The following is a 16,890-nucleotide window of genomic DNA, read 5'->3' as shown; positions in this document are numbered from 1 at the left end:
CGCGGTGCTGGCCGGGCGGCTCGGACTGGAAAAGGCGCATATTCCCCATGTCGATCGGCATGGTCTGGTGTGGCTCGATCGCGGGCGCCTGGAAGTTGAGGCCGGATGCCTGCGCTTCATCACCGCCGGCGGCGGCGCCCTGGCGGCAGGGGATTACCAGATTCCGCACCAGGCGGTTTCGATCGTGCTGCTCGGGCCAGGATCGAGCGTGACGCACGATGCCTTGCGCCTGCTCGCGCGGCACGGTTGCGCGCTGGCGGCCATCGGCGAAGGCGCGGTGCGGTTCTACACCGCGCCGCCGCTCATGCCCGACAGTTCCGCCCTCGCCCGCGCCCAGGCCCGTGCCTGGGCCGATCCGGCACAGCGCATGGCCGTGGCCCGCGCCATGTATGCGCTGCGCTTTGGCGAAATCGTGCGGACGCGAGATATCGAGGCGCTGCGCGGCCAGGAAGGGGCGCGGATCAAGCGCGCCTATGCCCTGGCGGCCGACCGCTTCGGCGTGCGCTGGGCCGGGCGCCATTACGATCGCGCTGATCCGGAAGGTGGCGATCTACCCAACCAGTCGATCAACCATGCCGGCGCGGCGATGACTGCTGCCGCCAGCGTGGCCGTGGCCGCCGTGGGCGCCATTCCGCAGTTGGGGTTCGTGCACGAAGACAGCGGCCAGTCCTTCGTGCTCGATATTGCCGACCTGCACCGCCACGATGCCCTGCTCGACATCGCCTTTGGCGCCGTGGCCGAAGCGCGCGGGCAGCCGATCGAACGGGTGGTGCGCCAGCGCGCCGCGCGCCTATTCCGCCAGCGTGGAATCATTCCCACGATGATCGACCAGATCAAGAGCCTGCTGGCCCAGGCGGACGAGGCCAGGCCCTGATGCCGCTGGTCGTGGTAATCACCCGCGACGTGGAAGACCGCTATCGCGGCTACCTCGGCTCGATGATGCTGGAACTGGCACCGTGCGTCTATGCCCAGCCTCGCATGTCGGCCCGCGTGCGCCAGCGCCTGGCCGATGTGCTGGCAGACTGGCACGGCCATCTGGGCCGAGGCAGCATCGTGATGTGCTGGGCCGAAACCGCAGCCAACGGTGGCCTTGGCCTGCGCACGTTCGGCACGCCGCCCAAGGACGTGGTGGCCCACGACGCGATGTTGCTGGTGCGCCGGCCATTACCGGAACCGTCTGAATCCCGGTGAATTTGCTCTTTCTCATTATAAACAATATGTTGTATAGCAGGGTCTCCCCCGCACACGCGGGGATAGTCCCTGCGCCTGCCACCGCGTGCCGGTGCGGTTGATGTCTCCCCCGCACACGCGGGGATAGTCCCGCTTTGTGCCTAGGTAGGCTTTCGCGTCGTTCGTCTCCCCCGCACACGCGGGGATAGTCCCCGACCACGACGGCCAGCCAGCCAGCGAAGTGGGTCTCCCCCGCACACGCGGGGAGATAGTCCCCTCCACGGCTATTGGGACACCGTGGTGGTTGGGTCTCCCCCGCACCAGCGGGGAAAACATTCGCGCATCGTACAGTATCCAGCATACGGCGCGCCCTGCGCGTTGCCCCACTCCCCCTTGCCCGCTGCCCCGCAGCGGTGGCATGAGGCGGGCATGCCTGCAGATCTTTTCCGCGCTCGATTTCACGCCGTTGGCCCACGCGGTTACCGGCTTGCGCGAGGGGCTGGTGCGCTTTGCCACCGATGAAGGCGATACGCAGATCCGCGACGGGCTGATCCAGCGCTTTGAATTCACCTATGACCTTTCGCACAAGATGCTGCGCCGGGTGATCGAGGCGGGGGCCGCCAATCCCGAAGAGGTGGACCGCATGACCTTTCCCACTCTGATCCGCACCGCGGCCGAACAGGGGCTAACCGGGGCGGACTGGACCGATTGGCGCACTTGGCGTGAGATGCGCAACATCACCTCGCGCACCTATGACGAAGGCAAGGCACGGCAGCTGGCACAGGCAATCCCGGCGTTCCTCGCCCAGGCGCAAGATCTGCTGGCCCGGCCAGAGGCCGCACGCGCCGCATGAGTGCCACCCTGGCCCTGACCGAAGCGGAACGGGCAACCGTCCGCACAATCCTGGCCGCGCATCTGCCGGCGGGCTTTGCCGCCAGCGCATTCGGCAGCCGCGCGCGCGGACGGGAAAGCCAAGCCCTGGTCCGATCTCGACCTGGTGATCGAAGGGCCCACGCCCCTGCCCCTGCCCGCCCTCGCCCGCCTGGCCGAAGCCTTTGACGAGAGCGACCTGCCCTGGAAAGTGGACTTGGTGGACCGCACCGGGCTGGCCCCCGCCTTTGCCGCCATTGTGGACGCGCAAAAGGTGGCACTGGGGTAAGCAGCAGACGGCCGGCGGCGGTTGTTGCCGCGATCAATCACGCAGGCGGGCAAACGCGCTGCAAATAGCGCCAATTTGACAAATACACCCCCAATTGCACCCACTGTCCGGGTATGTTGCGTGTTTCCGCGCGGCGGCCCTGGCATCGGCGATGGAAACATCGGGCCAGGGCCCCAGGCCCATTTCGCGGCGCCGGCCCTTGAGGAAATAGCGTAGCACCCACTTGCCCCGGGCTCGTTCACGCTTGTGCAGCCACAGGCCCGCACCGTCACCATAGCGGCCGGGTGGCGCATTGCGCGCGGCGATGTGCGAGAGGATGTGTTGCTTCACCGATCCTTTCCTCAGCGGGGAGAAAAGGGGTGGCTTCAGTCCCCCATCTTGCGTGGGCTGGGAGGATACAGGATGGGTTGCGGTGAGGCAAGAAATGGCTGTTTTCAGCCATTTGGCGATTTCCTGAGCAGCCCTGGGAGGGGTGCTGGTGCGGTCGAGAAGACTCGAAGATGTGTTTAAAGCATTTATTTTAAATGATTATTTTTCAATATCGAAAGTTTAGTCCCCCTTCCAGTCCCCCGTCCTAAACACCCTGCAATTTGCTGCACAGCCGAGGCTTCATCACGCAGACCACAGTGCAGTTAAAAAGATTGCCACATGAGGTACACGTCATCGACAAGCGCAATGTTGGGCAACGCTCCAGTTGGTGCCGCCCAACCAGAGAGTCACCAAGGCTCCAGTTACGCCAAATTTCGTTCGCCTTGACACAATCTGGGATTTCGCTGCTCTTCCCGAACTGTGGATTGAACGTCAGATTTTGTCGCGAGCTGACATACGGTTTTGGCTCTGCCGGCATTGCAGCGCGACCGAAACTGGGCCTGTCTCGGCTAGGCAGCTTTCAGATCGGAGCCATGCCGAAGCGGACATGCGGACCGGGGAGGAGCTTATCGGTTTACATAAAGCGCTTCGTGCCACATCGCTTCACCATACAGATCGTCGCAGTCGCGTGTAGGGCCGGACTTTCTTTTATAATCAGGCTGACGATATCGTCGCGGAATAGGCGGGGGCATGAACTGTGATCGAACTACATGAACGATTGTCTGAGTTTTCGTACGGATACGGGGTCACACGAGAGGCAGAATTGCTGCTGGCGCAATGCGGCATCCAAACCGTTCCCTTCATGCCCAGCCTTATCCAAGAAAAAAACGTCGGCTTCGACGTGGCGTTCAATCGCTCTGGCACCGCGTTGATGTTGCAGTTCAAGCTCGGACAATCCCTTACCCGCTTCCACCGTCCAAACAAGAGCGTCCCGCCGCCGAACCTCGTGCGGCCATTCTGGCGCTTCGCCGTCGACACGGCGGAGCCCGATGGACAGTTCGAAACGCTGTTGAAGGCTGAGCAGGATGGAGCGGAGGTCTATTATGCGGCGCCACGCTTCACCGATTGGCCTCACTATGCTTCCTTTTTCGAACAGGGCCAAGTTCTCGATAACTCGGTGCTCGTGCGCCCCTCTGCCATTCGTCAGTGCCTAGATGATCAAGGCGCAACGGACGGTTTCCACCGCATTGTCTACGACCGCTTCTCGGTCCACGTGTGCTCGACACCACGACGCATCCCAGAGGTAGATGGCGAGGAAGCCATGGCGAAGCTGGCAGGCCGCATCAAGGAAAAGGGGCAGCCAGTCAGCATCGTTCTCAAGAGAATCTATAAAGGTTTTGAGGATCGCGCATCGGTTCGCCGGCGCGACCAAGCTCGTGATGAACCGAAGTTTGTCAACCAAGAGGATGGCCTAGGGGAAAGAGCGGCCGGCGATTTTGCCCGCTTTCAACGCAACGAACGTTTAGCAAGATTGAGTGATCGCGCAAAATCGCCGGACGACGCCCTGGCGGCAGCAATCGGCATCGAGCTTTGGACACTGGGAATTCAATTAGTCATAGCACTGGATAAGTCAGTCGGGTCTGAGACTTGAGGCCGGCCGTTCCGGCGCGCATCATGGACCGTTTGAAACCCTTCAACTTTGAACGCCAGTCCGCTATGCCATGATCCAAGGAATTTTTAGGGGCTGAGCTTGACGATCATTCCACCGGACTTGCTGCAAGCGATCGCGGCGAACGGAGGCGGTCAGGTGGCGTTGGTCATCGGTGCAGGTTGCTCTGTCGAGCAGCCGACCGCAATTCCACTAGCAGGTGATCTGGCCGAGGCGGGCGAACGTGCGCTTATTCTCGACGGTATATTGCAGCCGAACCAGTGCCAGAACCCACGTGATCTCGCCGAGTTGGCAACCCTGGTCTTCCAGCTCACCGGCGAGCAGGCCGCCCTCGTTCGATGCTTCCCAATCGAGCAGATGCGCCTCGCCAAGCCCAACCTTGGCTACAAGCTACTTGTCGCTCTGATGGCGGAGGGCGCCATCACTCACGTCCTCTCGCTCAACTTCGACAAAGCCGTTCAAAATGCGGCTGCGGAACTGGGTATCCAGATCGCTGTCGTCGCCGAGACCGGAGTCGGCGTGCCTATCCGCGCGGCTCTGGTCCAATTGCATGGCAATGCGGATAGCGCTCCTGAGGCCTTGGTTCTGCGGACGGAAGTTCTCGACGAGGGCTGGATCGGACAGTGGCATCAATTGGTCGCCCAGCAAATTCTTGCAGCGCCATCGATCCTCTTTGCCGGGCTTGGCTCGGCTGCGCCGGTTCTATCAACGACGATCGCCATGATCCAGAACGCTCTCGCCGGCGGAAAACAGCTCTATCAGGCCGATGTCGCGCCCTTTAACGCCAACGTGTTCGCTCAACAGCTGAACATCTCCGCAGATCGCTATATCCGTGGGACTTGGGGGGGCGTCGTTTCGAAGCTGGCCGAGCGGATTGCCGCTGCTCAGGTTGATGCTTTGCGATCGAACGGTGTTGCGCTTCTCGCCGAGAACGGCGTCGACGCTGCCGACCGCGACAGATTTGCAGCACTCGCGGAAAGCTTGCGCAACCAGGTATTGCTCGCGATGGGCAAATTCCGCGCATATGGGGAGTTGGACGGTGTTGCTCTCTACCGGCCGCATACGCCACGCTCGGATGAACTCCTTGCCGAACCCATGCTAAAGCTTGCCCAACTCGCGGAGCATTTCGGGTGGACCGCCCTACCTTCGCCTGGCGGCACCTGGATACTCAAATCCGATGGGCGCCTTGTTGGGCACCTTCTTCTCGCAACAGGAGGCGGCGTGAGGAGGCTGTCTGCGCTCGAACCCCGCGCTAGGGCAATCTGCGAGCGGATAAATGAACATGCCGTGATCCCGGCTGATTTCGTCCTAATCGGTGCGGTCGCGCCCGAGGCGGCGCCTCTGGCGCATGTCGATCTGGTCGCCGACGAGGATCCGGCTGATATCATAGGCGGACCAAGTGCCGCGCCGATCATCTCCGCTAACGATCCCGACTATCTAGTTCGCATTGGACGCCTTCTCCATGCCGCCTGAGAGAGCTGCCCTTGATACATCGACCATGCTGGCGCTTGCGAGCGAGATATTGTCGGCCAGCGGATATCGTGTTGCGCGCGATCTCACCGAGATGACGCGCCTGGGTGAAGGCAGCCTCGTCGCCGAGGACGCCTTCAGCGTTGTGTCGCTGGTAGCGTTCGAGACCTGGCAGCAACTCGAGACCGAGTGGCTCGAAGCGCAGGCCGATCTGGTGGACCTCTTGTCTCGTCGCCTTGCCCGTGCCGCGCCCAAGGCTTGGGACGGCTATCTGGTGCTGCTAAGCGTCAGTGATCCGCTCGATCCGCATGCGGCGATGAGGATCGAGCGAGACACCACGCGCGTTCGCAAGATTATCGCCACTGGTAGCACGCTACAGACGGCCGGCGATGTTGAGCAGGTATTGGATTTGCTGTTGCCGCTAAAGCTTCCAGATACGCTTTTGGCGGTAGAAGACGTACTCGATACACTCCCCGATCATATGAGGGGATTGATCGACCCTGCGGATCTTCGGACCGTCATAGAAGCGTTTCGCACGATGGAGCCGCCGCTCGAACGGCTTCATGCGCGACGGGCTGTGCCATGAGACTAAAGTCCATCACCATTGAGGGCTTCAGAGCGTTCGGACGGCAAGCTACTTTCGATCTAGACGCCGATGTCATCCTCCTGCACGGCCCAAACGGCGTCGGAAAGACATCGCTGCTGGACGCCATCCTCTGGACGCTCGCAGGCGAGATTGCCCGCTTCGGTGATCGCGGCTCCCCAATTTCCCTCTATGCGCGCGAGGGTCAGGCTCGGTGTGAGCTGGTGCTCTCGCACAACGGACATGATCTGACGATCACGCGATCCGCCTTGGGCGACGAGACAGGCCTGCGCGTCGCGACCCGCCAGGAGGTTCTAGATGGCGCGAGCGCTGAGCAGACCTTGGCTCATATTCTGCTACCCCATCTGAAGGATCGTACCGGAGCCCGCGAGGCCCTCGGCAAGATCCTGACCCGCGGTGTATACTTGCAGCAGGATCTCGTGCGGCAGTTCATCGAAGAAGACTCCGCTGTCGATCGCTTTGCCTTTGTCAGCGAGGTGATTGGCGCCGGCGCCGTGCTCGAACTCCAGGCAGCGCTGGAAAGAAGTCGCCGCGCTTGGGCACTGAGCACGAATAGCTTCCGGAAGGATGAAATCGAGCCTGCCCGGGCTCGCCTCGCGCAACTTCAGGACCATTTGTCGCGCCTGTCCGACGGGGTAATAGTGGAGAGTGCCGATGCGCGGGGCGCAGCGGTTGAGATTTTCAATCGGTCGGTCGCCCTCATTGGACAAACCCGTCTGGGCCTTGACGAACCGCCGCTCACCCCAGCCCGCCTCGATCGCTTTCTGAAGGCGCTGCGTTCCGAGCGTGAGCGGCTTTCACGGGAAGCCACCATGGCGATGGGGCTATTCGAGCAGATCACAGAGATCGCTGAGCTAACGTCACCCTTGGACGATGAAGCGCGCACATTGGCCGAGATGGAAGACAGTCTCCTGCGTCAGGTAGAAGCGGCTGATGCCAGGGTCGAAGAGGAGATGGCACGGCTCTCACGCCAACGAGCGCTCGCGGTCGCCGAGGCCGACGGAGCAGATCGTGCAGCGACGCTGGCCCGATTGGCTCTACAAAATCTCGGAGCGACATGTCCGGTGTGCCGGCAGCAACATGACGTCGAGGCCACGATTCGTCATCTCCACGCACTGATAAAGGCAGCGTCATCACCGCCGCCTGCAGAACCGGCCAGCGACGATCTCGGCAAGCTCAACCAAACTCGATCTGAACTGCGACGTGAGCTTGAGCAGGCGCGCGCCGCCCTTCGTACTATGCAGGATCGTCAGCGCGACCGCGACGCCCGGCGCAAGCTCTTCGAAGCTCGTCTGGGTGACTTGGGCCTTGCCACAGATGGCGATCTGCGCGACCAGCTGCGGGAACGCGATGAGCGCGCCCGGGCATCGCTGACAGCTCTTGATCGTCTTATTGCTGACGCGGATCAGCTGTCGCTGGCGGTTCTACGCCTCGGCGAGCAACAGCAACGCGGCGCACTTGAGGCGGAGCGTGCTCAGCTAATTTCGAAATTGCGAAGGGCTGAGCTACGTGCGGAAAGCGAAGACCAGACCCACGCGCTGGCCGGACGGATAATCGATGGTCTGCGGGGCGCTTCGCTCTCCGTCACCGAGCGCCAAATCGGACAGATCGCGCCGCTGTTCCAGCGCATTTACAACCGCATCGATCCGCACCCCACATTTCGATTGACCCAGATCGTGGCAATCATGGAACGCGGAAAGGGACGGCTCGACGTCGGCGTTTCGGATCCCGACGGTGACCGGAAGTCCCACAATGCGAGCCCCCTCCTAAGCAGCTCGCAACTCAATTCGTTCGCCGTGTCGCTGTTTCTTGCAATGAATCTAGCCCTCCCCACCTTGAAGCTGGGCGTTACCATCCTCGACGATCCGCTGCAGAGCCTGGATTCGATCAATCTACTCGGTCTCGTCGATGTGCTTCGGCGTTTTGGCGCACACAGGCAAATTATATTGTCGACGCACGAGGAGCGCTTGCTGGGCCTGCTTCAGCGCAAGCTGCGTCCTGTCGGGGAGGGCGAACGCCTCGTGACGATCACGTTCGAAAGCTGGTCGCGCGACGGGCCGACCTATCGACTGGTCGGTGTCGATGGCGGGCCGGCCGAGAGCCAGATCATCGCCGCATAATAGTGGCTGTCCAATGGCGCTGGATGCGGGCACTCAAGGCCGATGCAGCTCAAGGAAGCAGGACACGCAGCGCCCGTCCTGCGCTAAGCCTCCACCGATCCAGTTCCTATACGTTCAGCAGTTTCCGTAAGGACCCGACGTTCACAGACACGGCATCAAACGACCGGCTCTGGTCAATGACAGACTAGCGGCTGAGGCGCGATAGCCAGTCAAGCGTGCCTTTACCGTCCATCAGTTCGAGCCGTGTCGGAATGAACGGCTTGAACTGCTCTTTCTCCGGCAAATCCTTCGGGAAGCGCGATGTTGTGATGATCATCCCCTTTGAAGCGTCAGGCTCACCCATCATAACACCGAGCAACGCGCGCACGTCGTCATACCTGACGTCATGGTGCGCTGCATAGCGTTTGACCGAGGCGATAACCTTTACGCAGCCAGGGCCAGACGTGGTCGCAATCACGTCGCGACCATCATCGCCCGAGCGGGGGGTCAGCACGACATTGGAATAGCCGTCGCGCTCGAAGGCGCCGGCAATCAGTTCCTCGAATTTATGTGGCGGCATCCGGTACGCCTCTGTCCAGTCTCGTTTCAGCACATCGACGATCGCGTGCCACATCACCGTATTCGCTTTGATCAGCGCCCCCTGCTTCACGTGGCGCTGTGGAATGACTAGCGCCTTAGTGAGCAGCGACAGATTCTCGAGCTGGCGGCGCTCGTCCGGCGTGATCAGTTTCTGCTTGCCGGCAATAACCAGAGCCTCTGCGCGGTCCGAGAGCCACGTCTTCGGAGTGGCTTCGTTCCTCGCCTCTCGCAATTGGTGCGATTGCTCATTCCGGGGGGAGCGGTTGTGCTCGCTGATACCAGAGACCTTGGGATTTAGGTCAAGCTGACGCAAGAGCCCGTCGGATTCGTTGCCGCGCTCGGCGTCGCCAAGCGCCCTAAGGGCTGCGCGCATAGCTTCACTTTTCGAGACACCTAGCCGCAGCGCAATGTTTTCGAGCTGATTCAAGGCCTCGTTGTCGAGGTTGAGCGAACGCCGGGTATTCGACCGAGCCTCGCGCATCAAGTCTCTTGCACTGAAGCTCTCGCTGGTCATGCTCGCCCTTTCCCTCTTGCTTGGAACATGTGAGCGCACGCCGGAAGGTTCAAGAATTTTGACACGTAATCTCAATTACGGCGCGTGCGACAGGACGGCCTCCCGTTACGCTGGGGCAGGTTCCAGCATGGAAGCCGCCTTTCAAATCCCGTTGGCGCACGGCGGACTTTTGGTCGCGAGCTGCCGATCTGGCCATCTCCCGGTCCTCCGCCACCGCCGCGCGAGCCGCCGATTTGGGCATTGCGCCACGATCGCCGCGATAGCGGCCGTTCAGGCGCCTGAGCCCGTACGCCGAAAGCCGTCGTTTGTTCATCAACGTCGCTGGCCCCATGAACAGCCTGGGTTGGTGGCAAGCCAGCGTTCCACTTAATCGAGCTGACGTGCTATGTCGCTCCTGCCAGCGTGACGGAATTGGTAGACGTGTCGCTACAGCGATCCTCGGCAACGAGGTGCGGGTTCGATCCCTTCCGCTGGCAATGACCGCAAGTGGGCGGGAAGCTGCCGTTCTGTAGCTAACCGAATTGTTCTACGAAGTCGGTAATCTCCTCAGCTGTGGCCTGCCATCTTTCGCCTCGCGCCTCCGCAAGTGAGATAACGCCGAGGAGAGCGACAGGGCCCTCTGCGGCAAACTGGTCGTCGCCTCGCTCGGCAATCAGGAGGTCTCCGCTGCTGCGCACGGAGAAGCCTTTCGCCAGTATCGTCAAATAGGCTGGCGTCATTAGATTGGCAGCGTCGTTCAGGTGCATGGCGTCTGTTTATCGCAAACAGTGTCCCTCGTGAACGACCGAAATTGGGGCGGGAGCCGTCATCCGATCGCGAAGGGGCCGAGAACGGCGAAAATGGAGGCGAGCCGCCCATCTGCGCATCGCGCCGCGATCGCCGCCACACCGGACATTCAGCGCATAGGTAAGCGTCCGGTCAGCACCGCCAGTGTCTTGTGACATTGGCGCCAGGCGCGGTATGAGTTGGGCATGGAAAATATCGAACAGCTTAGGCAATATCTCAGGGGTAATGGCTATTCGTCATTCCTCACGAATGATGAGGCCAATCGCGTAGCCGTGCTGGATTGGGTTATCGAACGCTCTGCAACGGGTTGGCGAGTGGGATTTTTTGAGCGCGGCCAGCTTACACAGACCGTAATCGACACCGCTGATGAAAGCGATGCCGTGCAGAGCTTCCTTCGAACGGTTTCAGCCGAGATTTATCATCTCAAAACCTTCAAAGATGATGATAAAGTGAGCGTGTTGGAAGCTGCGCTTCAAGCGGCAAAGGTGCCTTATCAGCGCAACGACGTCCCGTATGAAAAGCTGCTGAGGGTATTCGTCTCAGGCCCGGATCTTCGCCGAGCGCAGGATGTAGTAGCAGGAATGCCCGCCTAAGCGGCCTTGCACATTTTTGGGGAGCCGTGTTCACCTGCCGTAGCCCACTGCCACGGCAGCAGTTCGTCGATCCGGTTGATGGGATGCCCCTTGCCGATGCGGTCGAGCACATTGGCCAGCCATTCCTGCGGATTGACGCCATTGAGCTTGGCCGTCTCCAACAGCGAATACATGGCGGCGGCGCGCTCACCGCCGCAATCAGCACCGGCAAACAGCCAATTTTTGCGGCCGAGGCATATCCCCCTCAGCGCATTCTCCGCCGGGTTGTTGTCGATCTCCAGCCTGCCGTCCTCGGTATAGGTCAGCAGTTGGGGCTTGAGCTTCACGGCATAACGCAGCGCCTCAGCCAGCGGTGAACGGGCCGATGCCTTGGACAGCACATCGCCAGCCCATGCGAAGAACTCCAGCGCCTTGGCTTTGGATGCCGCGCGGGTGTGCCGCCGTTCCTCCGCCGACACATCGTCGATCTGGCGCTCGATGGCGTAAAGGTCGCGGATCATGTCCAGCCCTTGGCTGGCCACCGAATGCTCGTCCGCCTTAAACACATCATGCAGCTTTCGCCGTGCATGTGCCCAGCAGGCGACGGGCGTGATCCGCCCCGGCTCGCGGTCAGGCACGTAGAGACGCTCAAAACCGGCATAGGCATCGGCCTGCAGGAAGCCCGCGAATGTCTTTAGGTGTTCGCGTGGCCGCTCGCCCTTGCGGTCGGGGCTGTAGCGGAACAATGCTGCGGGCTTGTCCGATGCATCCCATCGTCGGTTGTCGCGCAGATAGACCCACAACCTGCCGGTAGCGGTATTCCCGGTCCCCGGCGCGAGCACCGGAACGGGCGTGTCATCGGCGTGTAGTTTGACGCTAGCCATGACGTGATCGGCAATCTTGTCGACCAGCGGTTGCAGCAGCCAGCTTGCCTGTCCCAGCCAATCCGCCATCGTCGAGCGGCTGACCTCCACGCCTTCGCGGGCGTAAATCTGTGACTGGCGGTAGAGCGGAAGGTGATCGGCAAACTTCGAGACGATGGCATGCGCAAGCAAGCCGGGGCCAGCGCGGCCACGCGGCACGGGAAGACCCGGGGCCGGTGCCTGACTGATAGCATCGCAGCGATTGCAGGAAAGCTTGGGCCGGATATGGCGGGTGACGCGGAAACGACCTGGCACATATTCCAACACCTCGGTCACGTCCTCACCCAGCTTGCCCATGGTGCCGCCGCAGGCCGAGCAGTCGTCGGCATCCGGCGCGGCGTGCATGACATCATCACGGGGGAGATGGTCGGGCAGCGGTGCACGGCGGGGCTTGCGAGGGCCAACCTTGGTCGGCGCGTCATCGGGCACGCGGCCTTCGACCACGCACTCTGCATGGGCATGCTCGGCCTCAAGATCTTCCAGCGTGAGTTCAAGCTGATTGGCCTGGGCGGCAAGGCGTTCGGAGGACTGGCCGAACTTCATGCGCCGAAGCCGAGCCAGTTGCACCTTGAACTTCTCGATCTGCAGGGCTGTCAGCTTAATCGAGTTTTGCGCCACCTCCAGCTTCTCACGGGTGTCGTTATGCGCGGTCCGCTCGGCGGCCAGTGCTTGCTCCGACGCCATCGCGCGCGCCAGCATGGCGGCCGCAAAAGCGCGCAGTTCTGCGGGGTCAGCAGGCAGTTCGAGTTCGTCGGAAGGCACGCTTCCCGCTAGCAGAATCCGCCCCTTCACCCAAGCAAAAAGCCCGGAATTGTGGCAATTACAAAGTCATAGTTGAGCAGGTGTGCGGGGTGGTTCGGGTGCCACCGTGCGCCGCCAATCCATCGCCTCGATCAGCAAGGCGAACTGGGCCGGGGTCAGCACAACGCCGCCCTCGATCAAGGGTGGCCATACGAAACGGCTACGCTCCAGACGCTTGGCGAACAGGCAAAGCCCGCTGCCATCCCAGTGCAATGCCTTCAGGTAATTGCCACTCTTGCTGCGAAACAGGAAGACATGGCCACCATAGGGCTCGACCGCGAACAAGGGGCGCACCAGCGCGGCAAGCCCATCAAAGCCAAGCCGCATGCTGACCGGCTTGCTCGCCAGATAGACCTTGGTGCCCGGCGCCAGCGAGATCATGCCACATCTCGCAAGGCGCGCAGTACCCGAGCCAGTGCTTTCTCGTTGACGTAGCTGTCCACCGATAGGCGGATGCCGCTGGGCAAATCGATGTCAATCGCGCCGGGGCGAGCGCCAGGATGCGGGCGGGTCAGTTCCTCGGCGACGGTGTGCTGGGCAGGCGCTGGCGGTGGAGCCATCGGCGTGGGAGCAAGCGCTTGGCCTGCCGGTTCAGCCACCGAGCCATAGGCAATGAATTGCAGCGGTTCGCTGGAAAGCTTCTCCGCCTCCCGGCGCATCCGCCGCCAGCCATGGATCAACCCCGGCGACATCCCTAATCGCTTGGCCACGCCCACAATCGTCGCCTTGGGCTCATCGCACATCGCCAAAACCGCCGCGCGCTCCTCATCCGAATATCGGCGCCGGCGCTCCACCCCGGTGATGATCTCAATCCTGTTCAACGCACTCTCCTTACGCAGTGCGAATGGACACTGCATAAGGCGCGCTCATCACGATGGCACGTCAACCTGGCAACACGACCGAGGCCGGACGCTTACGCGCATAGGGTCAGGACAACGAAACCGGCCATACATTAACGCCGGCTGCAATGCTGTCGAAAGGCTTGGCTTGGGAAATTGCTGCCATCTGCAGCGAGCTCGCCGAACGGAGGATTCAGCTGAAAACCGCCATTCGCAAGCGTCCCGAAGAGGATGGTGAAACGGGAACACCGCTCTCCTGACCAGTTGGCTCGCCGCCCTCACCGTAACCGGCTATGTCCTCCCAAGAGGAAGGAAACGCATCATGAGTAAGATCACGGTTCTTGGAATGAGCATGGCAGTCCTGTCGGCGCCTCCGGCCGTTGCCGCGCACGCTCAATTTGTTCCTCCTGCAGGACACAGCGGCAACGGAGCGCAGCCCGGTGTTACCGTACCGACTGACCCAGCCGCACCGATTATGACCCGCATTCCCGATATCACTTTATCACCTCTGTTCCATGTCGATCCCGACTACAAGCGCGGTGCCTCGACGGGCCACGTCAAGGTCGTCGGCGCTTTCGAGATTGTCGAAACGCAGAAGCGACATGTCGCCGCCGCATGGTCTTCGGGATTTCTGCCCGTCACACTCTCGTTCAACGACGGACAGTGTTACTCGCTTCAAGCTGATTATAGGGGCGGCACGCTTTCAAACGGTAGATTGAGCAAGGTCGGCTGCGATCATCGACAAACCGATGAGCAGGCTCCATCCTCGCCGCCGCCCGGCAGCCCTCTGAGGTTTGTTGGAAGCGCTTGGGGCTATGGCGCCTGGGCGGATGATCGGGGTGGAACCACGCTCGTCACCGCACCTCATGCCAAGACTTTCCAGCCCCTTTTTACCGCGCAGATGTCCACCAGCGCTATCATGGCCATGAACGGTCCAGACTATCCCGGAGGGAATATCACATTGGTGGGCCGGGTTGGGGATCGCTTGACGGTGGTAACCCTCGAGGTTGGTTACTGAACGTTGACCAACAAGCCGGTCGCAGGGGCTCTTCCCAGAAACGAACCTTCTGCAGGACGCCCCGTGACAGCTCAAAGGCACGATGATAACCGGCTGGGCTTTCCCAAAATCGCCCATCTAGGATGGAGAAACGGGGTTGTCTGCGATCCTGAAGTAGCCGATCTAAAAAGCCCATGGTGATCGCTTAACGGCGATGTGGAGCGGCTGCCTTTCGGAGAGCAAAGGCGCACGAACAGCGGGTTCCGTCGGAGCCGTCCCTTCGCGTCACCAAAGGAGAATGGCGATACTTGGTCGAATTCTGCCGGTGTTGGATGACGAGCGTTTCCGCCCCAGCAACGGCCGTTCAAGCAACTGAGTTCGTACGCCGGAAGTGGTCGTTTGTTTATCGATTTCGCTGCCCCCAGGAATGGCCTGATTTGGTGGGAAGCGGACACTACAGCCCGGTGTACGCGATGTCACCGGTAGTCCAGACAATCCGCCCGTCTCCGTCGGCGCGCCAGATGATAACGGCGCTAGCTTGCATTGAAGTAATGCCATTCCCGCCGCTTTGATCGAAGCGTGCGGCAAGGCTCCCAGGGCATGGGATCATTTTGAAACCCATCTCAAGGAGTGAGGTTTTCAAGCGGTTGCTTTGAGAGCCGCGCGGGAAGTCCCTGTTCAATCGCGCCACAATTTCCGGAGAGTGTGAAACGGTCTCGGGGGTCGTCCCCTGACTGCCTCGTTCAAGTGTGATTGGCTCGCAAAGGTCGGTAGTTCCGCCAGTGGTTGAAGCGTCCCGGATTTTCTGGAGGCTATGCACTTTGACTCATGCAGCCATATCGAGGGTTTCGATAGCCGCATAGTAGTTTGCTTCTGCCTCAGCGGGCGGGATGTAGCCGAGCGGGCCGAAGAGGCGATGGTTGTTGTACCAGTCTACCCAGTTCAGCGTCGCCATTTCCACCGCCGATGCGCTCGGCCAGGACCGCTGGCGCCAGATGACCTCGGCCTTGTAAAGGCCATTGATCGTCTCGGCCAAAGCATTGTCGTAACTGTCGCCGACGCTGCCGACCGAGGGCACGAGGTTGGCCTCCGCCAGGCGCTGGGTGTAGTTCATGGCAAGGTATTGAACGCCCCTGTCGCTGTGGTGGATCAAGCCGTCATCCGGGCCGGGTCTGCGTGCATGGATCGCCTGCTCCAAGGCATCCAGAACGAACCCGGCCGTGGCTGAAGTGCTGACCTTCCAGCCCACGATCCGGCGGGCATAGGCATCGATCACGAAGGCCACGTAGACGAACCCTGCCCAAGTGTGGACGTAGGTGAAATCGACCACCCACAGGGCGTTCGGCCGATCCACACGGAATTCCCGGTTCACCTTGTCGAGCGGGCATGGCGCCTTGGGATTGCTGACGGTCGTGATCGTCTTCTTCCCTCGGCGAATGCCGGCCAGCCGCATGCTACGCATCAGTCGCTCGACCGTGCACTTGGCGACATCAAGGCCCTCGCGCCGCAACTGATGCCAGACCTTGCGCGAGCCGTAGAGTCCGAAGCTGGCCTCGTGAACGCGCCGGATCTGCTTGCACATGTCGTCATCCCGGCGCGCACGGGCGGAACGCTTCGCCGGATCGGCAAGGCGGGTCGCGTGTTCGTGATAGGAGGACGGGGCGATCGCCAGTTCGCGGCAGATCGGCTCGATACCCAGGTCCTCGCGATGGACGTCGATGAACGACATCATCATCTCTCGCGGCGGCCGAGCTCCGCCATCGCAAAATATGCCGACGCCTTGCGAAGGATCTCGTTGGCTCGACGGAGCTCCTTGACCTCGCGCTCCAGCAGCTTGAGCCGGGCCTTATCATCGACGCCCTGCGCCGCTGGTGCCGCCCGTCGGCCCGCCTCCGTGCGGCACCAGCGGCGCAGCGTCTCGGCCGTGCAGCCGATCTTGGAGGCGATCGAACTCATCGCCTCCCATTCCGAGCCGTAATCCGCACGGTGCTCGCCAACCATTCGCACCGCTCGGTCACGGACCTCAGGCGAAAATCTGTTCCCCATCTTGCTCATACCGGATGCTCCTTCTCACAGTTCGGAGCCTCCGGAAAACCCGGGACGCTTCAGGTCGTGGCATCTTGCAGAAGCGGTGGCAAAGGTGGCGAAGTCGGTGAACAAGCAGAGCACGTGATCATTAAGCCAACGATACACAGCGATCTGCTCATGCTTAGATTGTAGGGCATAGCCGCATGTCCGCAAGTGGGCGCGAGCCGGCGATTTGGGCACGGCGCCGCGATGTGGTGCGCGATGCCGCCCTCAAAGACGACGTTCCGGCGCCTGAGTTCGTACGCCGAAAGCGGCCGTTTGTTTATCTATGTCGCGGGTCCCAGGAATGG

At 61.5% G+C, this 16,890-nt stretch carries 17 protein-coding genes, 1 pseudogene, 1 CRISPR repeat array and 1 other annotated feature; of the genes and pseudogenes, 11 read left to right on the top strand and 7 right to left on the bottom strand.

Going from position 1 to position 16,890, the window contains the following annotated elements; genetic code table 11:
* The first annotated feature begins 4 nt into the window (after positions 1 to 4).
* The 4 genes from cas1e to IP65_RS13065 all read left to right on the top strand — a co-directional run bounded on the left by cas1e (position 5) and on the right by IP65_RS13065 (position 2,329).
* Positions 5 to 874 (top strand): type I-E CRISPR-associated endonuclease Cas1e, encoded by an 870-nt coding sequence (cas1e, locus tag IP65_RS13080; protein WP_054132018.1) that lies wholly within the window; start codon positions 5 to 7, stop codon positions 872 to 874.
* Positions 874 to 1,191, top strand: coding sequence for a type I-E CRISPR-associated endoribonuclease Cas2e (cas2e, locus tag IP65_RS13075; RefSeq protein WP_054132017.1), 318 nt, complete (start codon positions 874 to 876; stop codon positions 1,189 to 1,191). The genes cas1e and cas2e overlap by 1 nt, the downstream gene beginning before the upstream one ends.
* A gap of 41 nt (positions 1,192 to 1,232) precedes the next feature.
* Positions 1,233 to 1,500: a CRISPR direct-repeat array (repeat unit 22 nt; unit sequence GTCTCCCCCGCACACGCGGGGA).
* Between the two features lie 88 nt (positions 1,501 to 1,588).
* Positions 1,589 to 2,023, top strand: a complete 435-nt coding sequence (locus tag IP65_RS13070) for an HI0074 family nucleotidyltransferase substrate-binding subunit (RefSeq protein WP_054132016.1) — start codon at positions 1,589 to 1,591, stop codon at positions 2,021 to 2,023.
* 75 nt (positions 2,024 to 2,098) lie between these two features.
* Complete coding sequence (locus IP65_RS13065) at positions 2,099 to 2,329, top strand: nucleotidyltransferase family protein (RefSeq protein ID WP_156306606.1); 231 nt, start codon at positions 2,099 to 2,101, stop codon at positions 2,327 to 2,329.
* A 33-nt stretch (positions 2,330 to 2,362) separates the two neighbouring features.
* On the opposite strand, the gene IP65_RS21370 is transcribed toward IP65_RS13065, so the two are convergent.
* The gene (locus tag IP65_RS21370; RefSeq protein WP_156306604.1) at positions 2,363 to 2,659 is read right to left on the bottom strand and encodes an Arm DNA-binding domain-containing protein; all 297 of its coding nucleotides are present in this window, start codon (positions 2,657 to 2,659) and stop codon (positions 2,363 to 2,365) included.
* Between the two features lie 802 nt (positions 2,660 to 3,461).
* Between IP65_RS21370 and IP65_RS13060 the strand changes: the two genes are divergently transcribed.
* The 4 genes from IP65_RS13060 (at position 3,462) to IP65_RS13045 (ending at position 8,501) form a co-directional block, all read left to right on the top strand.
* Positions 3,462 to 4,289: a hypothetical protein gene (locus tag IP65_RS13060; protein WP_054132015.1), complete on the top strand. Its 828-nt coding sequence runs from the start codon at positions 3,462 to 3,464 to the stop codon at positions 4,287 to 4,289.
* A 99-nt stretch (positions 4,290 to 4,388) separates the two neighbouring features.
* Entirely contained in the window at positions 4,389 to 5,780 is a 1,392-nt protein-coding gene (locus tag IP65_RS13055; protein ID WP_054132014.1) for an SIR2 family protein, read from the top strand.
* A gap of 25 nt (positions 5,781 to 5,805) precedes the next feature.
* Positions 5,806 to 6,363 (top strand): hypothetical protein, encoded by a 558-nt coding sequence (locus tag IP65_RS13050; RefSeq protein WP_054132013.1) that lies wholly within the window; start codon positions 5,806 to 5,808, stop codon positions 6,361 to 6,363.
* Positions 6,360 to 8,501: an AAA family ATPase gene (locus IP65_RS13045; protein WP_054132012.1), complete on the top strand. Its 2,142-nt coding sequence runs from the start codon at positions 6,360 to 6,362 to the stop codon at positions 8,499 to 8,501. The genes IP65_RS13050 and IP65_RS13045 overlap by 4 nt, the downstream gene beginning before the upstream one ends.
* Positions 8,502 to 8,685: 184 nt before the next feature.
* On the opposite strand, the gene IP65_RS13040 is transcribed toward IP65_RS13045, so the two are convergent.
* Entirely contained in the window at positions 8,686 to 9,594 is a 909-nt protein-coding gene (locus tag IP65_RS13040) for a restriction endonuclease (RefSeq protein WP_054132011.1), read from the bottom strand.
* A 396-nt stretch (positions 9,595 to 9,990) separates the two neighbouring features.
* On the opposite strand from IP65_RS13040, the pseudogene IP65_RS21365 reads away from it, so the two are divergent.
* A pseudogene (locus tag IP65_RS21365) lies at positions 9,991 to 10,070 on the top strand.
* A 36-nt stretch (positions 10,071 to 10,106) separates the two neighbouring features.
* Here the strand turns inward: IP65_RS21365 and IP65_RS13035 are convergent.
* On the bottom strand, positions 10,107 to 10,340 hold the full coding sequence (locus IP65_RS13035) for a hypothetical protein (protein WP_054132010.1): 234 nt from the start codon (positions 10,338 to 10,340) through the stop codon (positions 10,107 to 10,109).
* 225 nt (positions 10,341 to 10,565) lie between these two features.
* On the opposite strand from IP65_RS13035, the gene IP65_RS13030 reads away from it, so the two are divergent.
* Positions 10,566 to 10,973 (top strand): hypothetical protein, encoded by a 408-nt coding sequence (locus tag IP65_RS13030; protein ID WP_054132009.1) that lies wholly within the window; start codon positions 10,566 to 10,568, stop codon positions 10,971 to 10,973.
* On the opposite strand, the gene IP65_RS13025 is transcribed toward IP65_RS13030, so the two are convergent.
* From IP65_RS13025 to IP65_RS13015, 3 genes are all read right to left on the bottom strand, one after another.
* A complete protein-coding gene (locus tag IP65_RS13025; RefSeq protein ID WP_082350135.1) occupies positions 10,970 to 12,637 on the bottom strand; it encodes an IS66 family transposase in 1,668 nt (555 codons plus the stop codon). The two genes, IP65_RS13030 and IP65_RS13025, sit on opposite strands and share 4 nt — an antisense overlap.
* A 66-nt stretch (positions 12,638 to 12,703) precedes the next feature.
* Positions 12,704 to 13,057 (bottom strand): IS66 family insertion sequence element accessory protein TnpB, encoded by a 354-nt coding sequence (gene tnpB / locus IP65_RS13020; RefSeq protein WP_054132008.1) that lies wholly within the window; start codon positions 13,055 to 13,057, stop codon positions 12,704 to 12,706.
* Positions 13,054 to 13,497: a transposase gene (locus IP65_RS13015; protein WP_231627707.1), complete on the bottom strand. Its 444-nt coding sequence runs from the start codon at positions 13,495 to 13,497 to the stop codon at positions 13,054 to 13,056. The genes tnpB and IP65_RS13015 overlap by 4 nt, the downstream gene beginning before the upstream one ends.
* A gap of 340 nt (positions 13,498 to 13,837) precedes the next feature.
* On the opposite strand from IP65_RS13015, the gene IP65_RS21360 reads away from it, so the two are divergent.
* Complete coding sequence (locus IP65_RS21360; RefSeq protein WP_156306601.1) at positions 13,838 to 14,533, top strand: hypothetical protein; 696 nt, start codon at positions 13,838 to 13,840, stop codon at positions 14,531 to 14,533.
* An 805-nt stretch (positions 14,534 to 15,338) separates the two neighbouring features.
* Here the strand turns inward: IP65_RS21360 and IP65_RS13010 are convergent.
* A protein-coding gene (locus IP65_RS13010; protein ID WP_156306599.1) for an IS3 family transposase occupies positions 15,339 to 16,567 on the bottom strand; the annotation gives its coding sequence in 2 pieces (ribosomal slippage) (positions 15,339 to 16,279 and positions 16,279 to 16,567; 1,230 coding nt in all).
* Positions 16,172 to 16,286 (bottom strand) — a sequence feature (AL1L pseudoknot). It overlaps the preceding gene by 115 nt.
* Positions 16,568 to 16,890: the final 323 nt, after the last annotated feature.

The sequence above is a fragment of the Novosphingobium sp. AAP1 genome (assembly GCF_001295765.1).
GTDB classification, from domain to species: Bacteria; Pseudomonadota; Alphaproteobacteria; order Sphingomonadales; family Sphingomonadaceae; genus Novosphingobium; species Novosphingobium capsulatum.
This window is presented reverse-complemented; position numbering and strand designations above follow the sequence as displayed.

What these genes read in the sequence shown, in the direction of transcription:
- cas2e (WP_054132017.1), top strand. Translation starts at nt 874, where the DNA reads ATGCCGCTGGTCGTGGTAATCACCCGCGACGTGGAAGACCGCTATCGC.
- IP65_RS13070 (WP_054132016.1), top strand. Translation starts at nt 1,589, where the DNA reads ATGAGGCGGGCATGCCTGCAGATCTTTTCCGCGCTCGATTTCACGCCG.
- IP65_RS13050 (WP_054132013.1), top strand. Translation starts at nt 5,806, where the DNA reads ATGCTGGCGCTTGCGAGCGAGATATTGTCGGCCAGCGGATATCGTGTT.
- IP65_RS13045 (WP_054132012.1), top strand. Translation starts at nt 6,360, where the DNA reads ATGAGACTAAAGTCCATCACCATTGAGGGCTTCAGAGCGTTCGGACGG.
- IP65_RS13040 (WP_054132011.1), bottom strand. Translation starts at nt 9,594, where the DNA reads ATGACCAGCGAGAGCTTCAGTGCAAGAGACTTGATGCGCGAGGCTCGG.
- IP65_RS13035 (WP_054132010.1), bottom strand. Translation starts at nt 10,340, where the DNA reads ATGCACCTGAACGACGCTGCCAATCTAATGACGCCAGCCTATTTGACG.
- IP65_RS13030 (WP_054132009.1), top strand. Translation starts at nt 10,566, where the DNA reads ATGGAAAATATCGAACAGCTTAGGCAATATCTCAGGGGTAATGGCTAT.
- tnpB (WP_054132008.1), bottom strand. Translation starts at nt 13,057, where the DNA reads ATGATCTCGCTGGCGCCGGGCACCAAGGTCTATCTGGCGAGCAAGCCG.
- IP65_RS21360 (WP_156306601.1), top strand. Translation starts at nt 13,838, where the DNA reads ATGAGTAAGATCACGGTTCTTGGAATGAGCATGGCAGTCCTGTCGGCG.